The 12,459-nt window shown below is 61.2% G+C and carries 12 protein-coding genes and 1 pseudogene; 11 read left to right on the forward strand and 2 right to left on the reverse strand.

The genetic code is table 11. From position 1 onward, the window contains the following. The first annotated feature begins 1 nt into the window (after nucleotide 1). The 4 genes from paaH to paaK all read left to right on the forward strand — a co-directional run bounded on the left by paaH (nucleotide 2) and on the right by paaK (nucleotide 4,590). The gene (gene paaH, locus AB4N76_RS04585; protein WP_460164216.1) at nucleotides 2-1,519 is read left to right on the forward strand and encodes a 3-hydroxyacyl-CoA dehydrogenase PaaH; all 1,518 of its coding nucleotides are present in this window, start codon (nucleotides 2-4) and stop codon (nucleotides 1,517-1,519) included. Beyond that, on the forward strand, nucleotides 1,512-1,961 hold the full coding sequence (gene paaI, locus AB4N76_RS04590; protein ID WP_046032672.1) for a hydroxyphenylacetyl-CoA thioesterase PaaI: 450 nt from the start codon (nucleotides 1,512-1,514) through the stop codon (nucleotides 1,959-1,961). The genes paaH and paaI overlap by 8 nt, the downstream gene beginning before the upstream one ends. After that, the gene (pcaF, locus tag AB4N76_RS04595; protein ID WP_460164217.1) at nucleotides 1,954-3,165 is read left to right on the forward strand and encodes a 3-oxoadipyl-CoA thiolase; all 1,212 of its coding nucleotides are present in this window, start codon (nucleotides 1,954-1,956) and stop codon (nucleotides 3,163-3,165) included. The genes paaI and pcaF overlap by 8 nt, the downstream gene beginning before the upstream one ends. 99 nt (nucleotides 3,166-3,264) lie before the next feature. Then, a complete protein-coding gene (gene paaK, locus AB4N76_RS04600) occupies nucleotides 3,265-4,590 on the forward strand; it encodes a phenylacetate--CoA ligase PaaK (RefSeq protein ID WP_046032670.1) in 1,326 nt (441 codons plus the stop codon). A gap of 541 nt (nucleotides 4,591-5,131) precedes the next feature. On the opposite strand, the gene AB4N76_RS04605 is transcribed toward paaK, so the two are convergent. Further along, nucleotides 5,132-5,590: a hypothetical protein gene (locus AB4N76_RS04605; RefSeq protein WP_460164218.1), complete on the reverse strand. Its 459-nt coding sequence runs from the start codon at nucleotides 5,588-5,590 to the stop codon at nucleotides 5,132-5,134. Continuing rightward, entirely contained in the window at nucleotides 5,524-5,934 is a 411-nt protein-coding gene (locus AB4N76_RS04610; RefSeq protein WP_460164219.1) for a hypothetical protein, read from the reverse strand. Before AB4N76_RS04610 ends, AB4N76_RS04605 begins: the two co-directional genes overlap by 67 nt. Before the next feature lie 657 nt (nucleotides 5,935-6,591). On the opposite strand from AB4N76_RS04610, the pseudogene paaA reads away from it, so the two are divergent. From paaA to AB4N76_RS04645, 7 genes and pseudogenes are all read left to right on the forward strand, one after another. Continuing rightward, nucleotides 6,592-7,580: pseudogene (gene paaA, locus AB4N76_RS04615) on the forward strand (1,2-phenylacetyl-CoA epoxidase subunit PaaA). Between the two features lie 28 nt (nucleotides 7,581-7,608). Further along, complete coding sequence (gene paaB / locus AB4N76_RS04620; RefSeq protein ID WP_007943393.1) at nucleotides 7,609-7,890, forward strand: 1,2-phenylacetyl-CoA epoxidase subunit PaaB; 282 nt, start codon at nucleotides 7,609-7,611, stop codon at nucleotides 7,888-7,890. 8 nt (nucleotides 7,891-7,898) lie between these two features. Beyond that, the gene (gene paaC, locus AB4N76_RS04625; RefSeq protein ID WP_460164220.1) at nucleotides 7,899-8,660 is read left to right on the forward strand and encodes a 1,2-phenylacetyl-CoA epoxidase subunit PaaC; all 762 of its coding nucleotides are present in this window, start codon (nucleotides 7,899-7,901) and stop codon (nucleotides 8,658-8,660) included. Beyond that, a complete protein-coding gene (gene paaD / locus AB4N76_RS04630) occupies nucleotides 8,647-9,180 on the forward strand; it encodes a 1,2-phenylacetyl-CoA epoxidase subunit PaaD (protein ID WP_046032666.1) in 534 nt (177 codons plus the stop codon). The genes paaC and paaD overlap by 14 nt, the downstream gene beginning before the upstream one ends. Nucleotides 9,181-9,213: 33 nt before the next feature. Then, on the forward strand, nucleotides 9,214-10,290 hold the full coding sequence (gene paaE / locus AB4N76_RS04635) for a 1,2-phenylacetyl-CoA epoxidase subunit PaaE (RefSeq protein ID WP_460164221.1): 1,077 nt from the start codon (nucleotides 9,214-9,216) through the stop codon (nucleotides 10,288-10,290). 184 nt (nucleotides 10,291-10,474) lie between these two features. Further along, nucleotides 10,475-10,783: a DUF485 domain-containing protein gene (locus tag AB4N76_RS04640; protein ID WP_046032664.1), complete on the forward strand. Its 309-nt coding sequence runs from the start codon at nucleotides 10,475-10,477 to the stop codon at nucleotides 10,781-10,783. Then, entirely contained in the window at nucleotides 10,780-12,426 is a 1,647-nt protein-coding gene (locus AB4N76_RS04645) for a cation acetate symporter (protein WP_460164222.1), read from the forward strand. The genes AB4N76_RS04640 and AB4N76_RS04645 overlap by 4 nt, the downstream gene beginning before the upstream one ends. Nucleotides 12,427-12,459 lie beyond the last annotated feature (33 nt).

The following is a 12,459-nucleotide window of genomic DNA, read 5'->3' on the forward strand; positions in this document are numbered from 1 at the left end:
CATGACCGCACTGAACACCAACGCACCCATCGCAGTGATCGGCGCCGGCGCCATGGGTGCCGGGATTGCACAGGTCGCGGCACAGGCCGGCCACACCGTGCTGCTGCTGGACAATCGCCCCGGCGCCGCGGCTCAAGCCATCGACGGCATTGACCGCCAACTGGGCAAACGCGTCGAGAAAGGCAAGCTCTCGGCCGACGCCCGCACCGCGACCATCGCTCGTTTGCTGCCTGTGGAAGCCATCGAAGCGCTGGCCGATTGCGAACTGGTCATCGAAGCCATCGTCGAGAACCTTGAGGTCAAGCGCGCCCTCTTCCGCCAACTGGAAGGTATCTGCGGCGAGCGCTGCATTCTGGCGAGCAACACCTCGTCGCTGTCGATCACCAGCATCGCCGCACAACTGGATCACCCAGAACGCCTGCTGGGCCTGCACTTTTTCAACCCCGCGCCGATCATGGCGCTGGTGGAAATCGTCTCGGGGCTGGCCAGCGATCCAGCCTTGGCCGATTGCCTGTACGACACCGCCAAGGCCTGGGGCAAAAAACCGGTGCACACCCGTTCAACGCCGGGGTTCATCGTCAACCGCGTGGCCCGGCCGTTTTACGCCGAGAGCCTGCGCCTGCTGCAGGAAGGCGTTGCCGATTGCTCGACGCTGGATGCGCTGATGCGCGATGCCGGTGGCTTTGCGATGGGTGCTTTCGAACTGACCGACCTGATTGGCCATGACGTCAACTATGCGGTGACCTGCTCAGTGTTCGACGCCTATTACGCCGACACCCGCTTCCAGCCTTCGCTGATCCAGAAAGACCTGGTGGACGCCGGGCGTCTGGGGCGCAAAAGCGGTCACGGTTTCTACAGCTACGCCGAGAACGCCGAACGCCCGCAGCCGACCACCATCAGCAGCGAGCAGACCGTTGAAAGCTGCGTGATCGAAGGTGATCTCGGCGCTGCCAATGCGCTGATCCCGCGCCTGCGCACACACAACATCGAAGTCATTCAACGCGACGGCCAAGGCCTGTTGCGGGTGGGCGACGCGGTGCTGGCGTTGAGCGATGGGCGCATGGCCTGTCAGCGCGCCAGGGAAGACGGGTTGCGCAATCTGATCCTGCTCGACCTCGTGCTCGATTACGGCAACGCCAGCCGAATCGCGATCAGTTGCACAGCGGACATTGAGCCGGTGGCCCTCGAACAAGGCGTTGCCCTGCTGCAACGGGCCGGTTTCAACGTAAGCCTGCTCAGCGACAGCCCGGCCCTCGCCGTGCTGCGCACTGTCGCCATGCTCGCCAACGAAGCCGCCGACGCTGTGCTGCAAAGCGTGGCGTCGGCCGCCGACATCGATCTGGCAATGCGCGCCGGGGTCAATTACCCGCAAGGCCCGCTGGCCTGGGCGGATGCCGTCGGCCTGTCGCACGTGCTCAAGGTGCTGGAAAACCTGCAAGCCAGTTACGGCGAAGAGCGTTATCGGCCCTCGCTGCTGTTGCGCCGTCGGGTCGCCGAAGGGAGGACTTTCCATGACTAATCACGAAGCGATGAACCTGGCCAGCGACTGCGCAAAAACCCTGTTCAACCGCGACGCCGCCAGCCAGGCGATGGGCATGCGCCTGCTCTCGGCGGCCCCCGGCTGTGCCCGCGTGGGCATGAGCGTGCGCGCCGACATGCTTCAAGGCCACGGCACCTGCCACGGCGGCTACCTGTTTGCGCTGGCCGACTCGGCGTTTGCCTTTGCCTGCAACAGCTACAACGACGCCACGGTGGCCATCGGTTGCAGCATCGACTACATCGCCCCAGCCCGCCTGGGCGACACCCTGACTGCCGAGTGCACCGAGCAAAGCCGTTCCGGGCGCACCGGCAACTACGACGTACGTATCGAAAACCAACAGGGCCAGTTGATCGCCCTGTTCCATGGCAAATCCTACAAAGTGCGCGGCTCGGTGCTGGCGCAGGAGACCCCGAATGAATGACGCCTTGATCATCGACGCGGTGCGGACCCCGATCGGTCGCTACGCCGGAGCCTTGAGCAGCGTACGTGCCGACGACCTCGGCGCGGTGCCACTGCGTGAACTGCTGCGCCGTCACCCGCAGGTCGACTGGAATGCCGTGGATGACGTGATTTACGGGTGCGCCAACCAGGCCGGCGAAGACAACCGCAACGTCGCCCGCATGTCAGCGCTGTTGGCCGGCTTGCCGGTCAGCGTGCCCGGTACCACGCTCAACCGCTTGTGCGGCTCCGGGCTGGATGCCATCGGCACCGCGGCGCGAGCGATTCGTTGTGGCGAGGCTGGCCTGATGCTGGTCGGCGGTGTTGAATCGATGTCCCGCGCGCCACTGGTGATGGGCAAGGCCGAACAGGCGTTTTCCCGCGATGCGCAGATTTACGACACCACCATCGGCTGGCGCTTCGTCAATCCACTGATGAAGAAAACCTTTGGCATCGACTCCATGCCGGAGACGGCCGAGAACGTCGCCGAGCAGTTCAATGTCTCCCGCGCCGACCAGGACGCCTTCGCCCTGCGCAGCCAGCAGCGCGCTGGTGCCGCTCAAGCCAGTGGCCGTCTGGCCAAGGAAATCGTCGCGGTCGACATCCCGCAACGCAAAGGCCCGGCCAAAATCGTCGAGCACGATGAGCACCCGCGCGGCGATACCACGCTTGCGCAACTGCAGAAACTCGGTACGCCGTTTCGCGAAGGCGGTAGCGTCACCGCTGGCAATGCGTCCGGGGTCAACGATGGCGCGTGTGCGCTGCTGCTGGCCAGCCCGGAAGTCGCCAAACGCCACGGTTTGAAAGCGCGCGGCCGGGTGGTCGCCATGGCCACCGCCGGTGTCGAGCCACGCATCATGGGCATCGGCCCGGTGCCGGCGACCCGCAAAGTGCTGGAACTGACCAACCTGAGCCTGGCCGACATGGACGTGATCGAACTCAACGAAGCCTTCGCTGCGCAAGGCCTGGCGGTGCTGCGTGAACTGGGCCTTGGCGACAACGATCCTCGGGTCAACCCGAACGGTGGCGCGATTGCCCTTGGCCATCCGCTGGGCATGAGTGGCGCGCGCCTGGTGACCACCGCCCTGCATGAACTGGAAGAACGTCAGGGCCGCTACGCTTTGTGCACCATGTGCATCGGCGTCGGCCAGGGAATCGCGCTGATCATTGAGCGTATATCCGACTAAAGAACCGCGATTCCCAAGGCGCCCAGAGGTATCCTTGGGGCATGCACTCAAAGCCCTGCCGCGGCCGGGCCGGAACACAAAAACAATTCGAGTGAACTCATGAACATGCCAATTGCCAAAGCCGTGCTTGATCCTGTGCTGGACCCGCTGGAAACCGCCAGCATCGACGAATTGCGTCAACATCAGCTGGATCGCCTGCGCTGGAGCCTGACTCACGCCTACAACAATGTGCCGCTGTACCGTCAGCGTTTCGATGCGCTGGGTGTGCACCCGGACGACATCAAATCACTGGACGACCTGGCGAAGTTCCCGTTCACCACCAAATCCGACCTGCGCGATAACTACCCCTACGGCATGTTCGCCGTGCCAATGAACGAGGTGGTGCGCCTGCACGCCTCCAGCGGCACCACCGGCAAGCCGACCGTGGTCGGTTACACCCAGAACGACATCGACACCTGGGCCAACGTGGTCGCCCGTTCGATCCGTGCGGCGGGCGGGCGTCGTGGTGACAAGGTGCATATTTCCTATGGCTACGGCCTGTTCACCGGCGGTCTCGGTGCCCACTACGGCGCCGAACGCCTGGGTTGCACGGTGATTCCGATGTCCGGTGGGCAGACTGAAAAACAAGTGCAGCTGATCAAGGATTTCCAGCCGGACATCATCATGGTCACGCCGTCGTACATGCTCAACATCGCCGATGAAATCGAGCGCCAGGGCATCGACCCGCACAAACTGGCCCTGCGCCTGGGCATCTTCGGCGCAGAGCCGTGGACCGGCGAGCTGCGCAGCGCCATCGAGAACCGCTTGGGCATTACTGCACTGGATATTTATGGCCTGTCGGAAATCATGGGGCCGGGTGTCGCCATGGAATGCGCTGAGACCAAGGACGGACCGACGATCTGGGAAGACCATTTCTACCCGGAAATCATCGACCCGGTGACCGGCGAAGTGCTGCCGGATGGTCAAATGGGCGAACTGGTGTTCACCTCGCTGAGCAAAGAAGCCTTGCCGATGATCCGCTACCGCACCCGCGACCTGACGCGCTTGCTGCCCGGCACCGCGCGGCCAATGCGTCGTATCGACAAGATCACCGGACGCAGCGATGACATGCTGATCATTCGTGGGGTCAACGTGTTCCCGACGCAGATTGAGGAGCAGGTTTTAAAAGTTAAACAACTGGCCGAGTGTTACGAGATCCATTTGTATCGCAATGGCAACATGGACAGTGTTGATGTGCATGTCGAGTTGAAGGCTGAGCACCAGCACCTGACCGATGATCAGCAGAAGGCTGTTTGCGGTGAATTGAGCAAACACATCAAGACGTATATCGGGATCAGTTCGCGGATCGTCTTGCAGCCGTTTCACTCGATCAAGCGATCTGAGGGCAAGGCTTGCCACGTTCTGGACAAACGCCCTAAAGCATGACTGCTGCACCCTTTATGGCCCCGCAATTGCGGGGCTTTTTTTAGCTGGAACGCGTACGCCCTCTGTAGGAGTGAGCCTGCTCGCGATAGCTTTCTGGCAGCCGGCCATTTTCTATCGGGTGTACATATCCATTTTTGCGGTTACGGCGGCTATTGGTTCCGCCCTTACGGCGGGTCACTTTCGAAAAGCGCGAAAGTAACCAAAGCGCTTTTGCCCCTTTCGTTCGGTGCCTCGCTAAGGCTCGGCATGCCCTCGCTCCGGTCCTGCTCCGTGGGCCCGCCGCCATCGGCCATCCATGGCCGGGGGCGGCTAACCCGGCATCCATGCCGGGTTGCCCACTGCGCAGAACCTGCGCTCGGCCTCTCGAGGGGGCGGTGCGTCAAGATCAAAAGCGGCAGGCGAGCTAACACTCGGCCTGTTGAGTGGTGAGAAGCCAAAGCCGTACCCCGATTTTTGTAGGAGTGAGCTTGCTCGCGATGCTTTTGCTTTGATCGTTCCCACGCTCCGCGTGGAGACGCCGCCGAGGATGCTCTGCGTCCCGTTATCGATGCGAGGTTTGGGTCTGCGCAAGAACCCTCAAAGGCCTATTGCTCAGAGTTTGCGTGACAGCGCCCGGCGTACGCTGTCGCTGTTGAGCACTGCGTTTTCTGCGGGAGCCTCGACGCTTGCCTGTACAACCTCTTCTTCCTGAACAATGACTTCTGCCAGGGCAAAAAGATCGGTCTGGGCCGGTTGCATAACCTGTGCAGGGCTTGGTGCCCTGAATGCGACTGGCGACCTGATTTTCCAGCTTCTCGAGGTAGGCGTTCAAATCGCTGACCAGCAGCTTCTTGCGCTGAGAGCCCTGATAAATCGCATAGAACAAATAGCCCGCTGCCGCTAAAAGCCCCAGACCTGCGGTCGCAATACCGGCGACACACAATCCAGACACGATCAGCACGGTATTCCAGTTGAAGGGCGCCAACTCCAGCTCGGTGTGCAGCGCGTTGCCGTCGCGCAACACCCAGCGTTTGGAGGCGGTGTGGTTCTGCAAAATGGCATGCAGCGGCGAACCATCCTTTTCAAAGCGCTGATCAACGAGATGTCCTGGCCGGTGCGCAACGGAATATCCACACCGCGCAACTTCACGTCGTGCTCGACGCCGTCCGGGGTTTTGACCCAGAACTCATGATTAATGATCGAAACCGAACTGACACGCACCGGCGTCACTTCACTGTCCTTGCCGTTCACATGAACGCCGCCAGTGGATGTCACGCGGGTTTCGCTGAGCTTTTCGCTGCCCACCACTTCACCGCTCAGGACAGTGAAAACAACCGATTTATCGCCATGGGTGAAAGTGTGCATTTCGATTCCTTGATAGACCCACGTCAGTCGACGCGCAGGAGAAAATCCGTATGCGGCGGATGCTACTAGGTAGCCATCAGGCTGTCCAGAAATCGGAGCCTCTGTGACGCGGAGCGTCAGGGGATGCATTCCCACGCAGAGCGTGGGAACGATCAAGCAAAAGCATCGCGAGCAGGCTCACTCCTACAAAAAATCGGCGCAAGGCTTTCGCTTCTCACCACTCAAGGCCGAGCGTTAGCTCGCCTGCAGCCTTTGATCTTGACGCACCGCCCCCTCGAGAGGCCGAGCGCAGGTTCTGCGCAGTGGGCAACCCGGCAAGGATGCCGGGTTAGCCGCCCCCGGCCATGGATGGCCGATGGCGGCGGGCCCACGGAGCAGGACCGGAGCGAGGGTATGCCGAGCCTAGGCGAGGCACCGAACGAAAGGGGCAAACGCGCTTTGGTTACTTTGGCGCTCTTCCAAAGTGACCCGCTGTAAGAGCGGAACCAATAGAAGCCATCACAAAAAAAACGGATATGCCCCCGACCAAACCAACCACCCATCCCAAAGCGATACAAAAACACATACGACACACCATTTTATGTTTGATATTAATTTCTGTATCGCTTATAAAGTTCTCCATGCCATCAAACAGATTCACGGCGGGGGAGACCAAAAATGTACGCACAGCTCGTAGAAACCGGCGTAAAGCGCATCAAAGACCTCTCGGAGATGTCCGAGAAGGAACGCGCCTTCCAGGAAAAAATCGATTCAGAAATCAAGATCGAAGCCAAGAGTGGATGCCAGATGCTTACCGGCAAACCCTGATTCGGCAGATTTCCCAGCACGCTCACTCTGAAATCGTCGGCATGCTGCCCGAAGGCAACTGGGTCACCCGCGCGCCGACGCTGAAACGCAAACTGCAATTGATGGCGAAGATTCAGGATGAAGCCGGCCATGGCCTGTACCTCTACAGCGCCATGGAAACCCTGAGCGCCGACCGCGATGAAGAAATCGCCAAGCTACACAGCGGCAAGGCCAAGTATTCGAGCATCTTCAATTACCCGACGCTGAACTGGGCCGACATGGGCGCGGTGGGCTGGCTGGTGGACGGCGCGGCAATCGTCAATCAGGTGGTGTTGCAGCGCACCTCTTATGGCCCCTACTCCCGGGCCATGGTGCGGATCTGCAAGGAAGAAAGTTTCCACCAGCGCCAGGGTTACGAAATCCTCCTGACCATGATGCGCCACGGCAATCAGGCGCAAAAAGACATGGTCCAGGACGCGATCAACCGCCTGTGGTGGCCATCGCTGATGATGTTCGGCCCAAGCGACGAACACTCGCCGAACAGCGCTCAGTCCATGGCCTGGAAAATCAAGCGCCAAAGCAACGACGAACTGCGCCAGCGCTTCATCGACCAGACCATCCCGCAACTGGAACTGCTGGGCTGCACTTGCCCGGACCCGGATTTGAAGTGGAACGCCGAAACCGGCCACTACGACTTCGGCGAGATCCAGTGGAGCGAATTCTACGAAGTGCTCAAGGGCAACGGCCCGTGCAACCAGGAACGCGTCGCCACCCGCCGCAAGGCGATTGAAGACGGTGCCTGGGTTCGCGAAGCCGCCGTCGCCCACGCCCGCAAAAAACAAAACAAGAACGCCGCCTGATCCGGCCACCTGATGTGGAGTCATTGAAATGTCTGAATGGACCCTTTTTGAAGTCTTCGTGCGCAGCAAGCACGGCCTCAACCACAAGCACGTCGGCAGCGTGCACGCCGCCGACACCACCATGGCCATCGAGAACGCGCGCGAGCTCTACACCCGTCGCAGCGAAGGCGTGAGCCTGTGGGTGGTGCCGTCGGCACTGATTACCGCTTCGTCGCCGGATGAAAAAGACCCGCTGTTCGATCCGTCGGACGACAAGGTGTATCGCCACGCCAGCTTCTACGAGCTGCCGGCCGAAGTCGGGCACATGTGAGGTCGACCATGAACAACCAGACTGATCTGATCGAATACCTGCTGCGCCTCGGCGACAGCGCCCTGATCCAGGGCCAGCGCCTGTGCCAATGGTGCGGCAAGGCCCCGGCGCTGGAAGAAGAATTGGCGTTGATGAACGTCGGCCTCGACCTCGTGGGCCAGGCGCGTAACTGGCTGGAATACGCCGCCGAACTGCTGAACGACGGCCGCAGCGCCGATGACCTGGCGTTCCGCCGTGACGAGCGCGCTTATCGCAACCTGCTGCTGGTGGAGCAACCCAACGGCGACTTCGCGGTGACCATGCTCAAGCAGTTCCTCTATGACGCCTGGCATTTGCCGGTGTTGCAGGGCCTGAGCCAGTCCAGCGACGAGCGCATTGCCGGGATCGCCGCCAAAGCGGTCAAGGAAGTGACCTATCACCTGCGCCGCTCCGGCGAGTGGGTCGAGCGCCTGGGTGACGGCACTGAGGAAAGCCATCGGCGCATGCTGGCGGCGATCCCTGAGGTCTGGCGCTTCACCGTCGAACTGATTGCCGCCGATGACAGCGAGCAGCGCCTGTGCGAAGCCGGCATCACCCCGGACATCGCCAGCGTTGCCGCGCAGTGGCAAGCCAGGGTCAGCGCGATCTTCGCCAGCGCTACCCTGCCCGTACCCGCCGCGTCAAATTATTTCTACCTGAACGCACGCAAAGGGCTGCACACCGAACACCTCGGCATCCTGCTGGCAGAGATGCAATGCCTGCCACGAGCGTACCCCGATGCAACCTGGTGAGCTGATCGCCAGCGACCTGGGCGCCCGGGCGGTACAACCGACCGACCTGGCCGCTGCGTGGGCAACCCTGGCGCAGGTCATGGACCCGGAAGTGCCGGTGGTCAGCGTGGTCGACCTCGGCATCGTCCGCGACCTGGATTGGCAGGCCGGTCACTTGCACGTGGTGGTCACGCCGACCTATTCCGGTTGCCCCGCCACCGAAGTGATCGAAAGCGACATCCGCGAGGCACTGGAACTGGCCGGGTTCAAGGCGCCGCAACTTGAGCGCAAGTTGACCCCGGCGTGGACCACCGACTGGATCAGCGCCAGTGGCCGTGAACGCTTGCGCGCCTACGGCATCGCCCCGCCGGAGGGCAGCACCAGCAAGCGCAGCCTGCTCGGCGAAAGCCCGGTGGTCGTCTGCCCGCAATGCGGCAGCGCCCACACCGAAGTGCTCAGCGAGTTCGGTTCCACCGCCTGCAAGGCCCTGTATCGCTGCATCGATTGCCGGGAACCGTTCGACTATTTCAAGTGCATCTGAGCGGCAATCGGCCGTCCCAGCTGGAGAACAATAATGAGTAAATTTCACAGCCTGACCATCAAGGACGTGCGCACCGAGACCCGTGACGCGGTGTCCATCGCCTTCGAGATTCCGCAACACCTGCAGGACAGTTTTCACTTCACCCAGGGCCAGCACCTGGTGATGCGCACCCAGTTGGACGGCGAAGAAGTCCGCCGTTCTTACTCGATCTGCACCGGCGTGAATGACGGTGAGCTGCGCATCGCGGTCAAGCGGGTGACGGGTGGGCGCTTCTCGGCGTTTGCCAACGAGCAACTCAAGGCAGGGCACACGCTGGACGTCATGCCGCCCGCCGGGCACTTCAGTGTCGAACTCGACCCGGCGCGCCACGGCCAGTACCTGGCCGTAGCAGCGGGCAGCGGCATCACGCCGATCCTGTCGATCATCAAGACCACCCTGGAAACCGAGCCGCACAGCCGCGTCACCCTGCTGTATGGCAACCGTTCCAGCTCCGGCGCGCTGTTTCGCGAGCAACTGGAGGACCTGAAAAACCGCTACTTGCAGCGTCTGAACCTGATTTTCGTGTTCAGCCGCGAGCAGCAGGATGTCGACCTGTACAACGGCCGGATCAACGCCGAGAAATGCGAACAGTTGTTCTCCCGCTGGCTCGACGTCAAAGCCCTCGACGCCGCGTTTATCTGCGGCCCGCAAGAGATGACTGAAACCGTGCGCGACAGCCTCAAGGCCAAAGGCATGGCGCCTGAGCGTATCCATTTCGAACTGTTCGCCGCCGCTGGCAGCCAGCAGAAACGTGAAGCCCGCGAGGCGGCCCGCCAGGTGGATGCGGCGGTCAGCCAGATCACCGTCATCAGCGATGGCCGCGCGCTGGCCTTCGATCTGCCGCGCAACAGCCAGAGCATCCTCGATGCCGGCAACGCCCAGGGTGCCGAACTGCCCTACTCGTGCAAGGCCGGCGTGTGCTCGACCTGCAAGTGCAAGGTCATCGAAGGCGAAGTAGAAATGGACAGCAACCACGCCCTGGAAGACTACGAAGTGGCCGCCGGCTATGTGCTGTCGTGCCAGGCGTTCCCGATCAGCGACAAAGTGGTGCTGGATTTCGATCAACTCTGAAACCCCGTTTGCAGGAACTACCCAACCCCTGTGGGAGCGGGCTTGCCCGCGATAGCGATGGGTCAACCACCGGCAATGTTGAAGGTGATGGCCTCATCGCGGGCAAGCCCGCGCCCACAGTTTCAGTGATCAATCCCGGATACACCGTTTACCCCACAACAAAAACAACAAAAGAGAGCGTGCCATGACACCCCAAGACATAGAACTCATTCGCCAGAATCCCGACTTCATCCAGTTGGTACGACGTAAACAGAACCTGTACTGGCCGCTGTCGATGATCATGCTGGCGATTTATTTCGGTTTCGTCCTGCTGGTTGCGTTCTCTCCCAGCACCCTCGGTCAATCCCTCAGTGGTGGCGTGACCACCGTAGGCATGCTGGTGGGCGTGGTGATTGTCGTGCTGGCGTTCGCGCTGACCGGTTTCTATGTCTATCGCGCCAACAACGTGATCGATCCGCTGAATGAAAAACTCAAGCAGGAGTGCGCCCGATGAGCCGTCTTCCTGGATTACTCCTGTTGCCCCTGGCTTTTGTTGCTGACTTTGCGGCAGCCGCCGACGGTGTGTCCCGTCCTCTGAACTGGAACGCCATCGGCATGTTCCTGGTGTTCGTCCTGTTCACCCTCGGCGTCACTCGCTGGGCAGCACTGCGAACCCGATCCGCCAGCGACTTCTACACCGCGGGCGGTGGCATGACCGGGTTCCAGAATGGTTTGGCGATTGCTGGCGACATGATTTCGGCAGCCTCGTTCCTCGGCATTTCCGCGATGATGTTCCTCAATGGCTACGACGGTTTGCTGTACGCATTGGGCGTATTGGCCGGCTGGCCAATCATCCTGTTCCTGATTGCCGAACGCCTGCGCAACCTGGGCAAATACACCTTTGCCGACGTAGTCTCCTATCGACTGGAACAAACCCCGGTACGCCTGACTTCGGCCTTCGGCACCCTGACTGTCGCCCTGATGTACCTGGTGGCGCAAATGGTCGGGGCCGGCAAGCTGATCGAATTGCTGTTCGGTATCGATTACCTCTACGCCGTCATGCTGGTCGGCGTGTTGATGGTGTTCTACGTGACCTTCGGCGGCATGCTCGCCACCACTTGGGTGCAGATCATCAAAGCCGTGATGTTGCTGTTCGGCACCACGTTCATGGCCTTCATGGTGCTCAAGCATTTCGGTTTCAGCACCGAAGCGATGTTTGCCGGCGCCACCGCGGTGCATGCCAAGGGCAGTGCGATCATGGCGCCAGGCGGCTTGCTGTCCAACCCGATCGATGCGATTTCCCTGGGACTGGGCATGATGTTCGGCACCGCTGGCCTGCCCCATATCCTGATGCGTTTCTTCACCGTCAGCGATGCCAAGGAAGCGCGCAAAAGCGTGTTCTACGCCACCGGCTTCATCGGCTACTTCTACTTGTTGCTGATCATCGTCGGCTTCGGCGCCATCGTCATGGTCGGCACTGATCCTGCCTTCCGCGATGCCAGCGGCGCGATCATCGGCGGCGGCAACATGATTGCCGTGCACCTGGCTCAGGCCGTGGGTGGCAACCTGTTCCTCGGCTTCATTTCGGCGGTTGCCTTCGCGACCATTCTGGCGGTGGTTGCCGGATTGGCGCTGTCCGGCGCCTCGGCGGTTTCCCACGATTTGTATGCCTGTGTGATGCGCAAAGGTCAGGCAACCGAGCAGCAGGAAATCCGCGTCTCGCGAATCGCCACGCTGTGCATCGGGGTGCTGGCGATCATTCTCGGCCTGTTGTTCGAATCACAGAACATTGCCTTCCTCTCTGGCCTGGTACTGGCCATCGCCGCGTCGGTGAATTTCCCGGTGCTGTTCCTTTCGATGTACTGGAAAGGCCTGACCACCCGTGGCGCCGTCCTCGGCAGCTTGTCCGGGCTGGTCTCGGCGATTGTGTTGCTGGTGCTGAGCCCGGCGGTATGGGTCAACGTGTTGCATCACGACAAGGCACTGTTCCCCTACTCCAACCCGGCGCTGTTTTCCATGAGCCTGGCGTTCTTCAGTGCCTGGGCATTTTCTGTCACCGACACGTCACCTCGTGCAGCCCTTGAGCGTGGCCGTTATCTGGCGCAGTTCATCCGATCGATGACTGGCATTGGTGCCTCCGGCGCCAGCAAACACTAAATAACGACCGATCAGTTGGCAGGGAATAAAAAT

It is taken from the genome of Pseudomonas sp. S2_F03 (assembly GCF_054668335.1).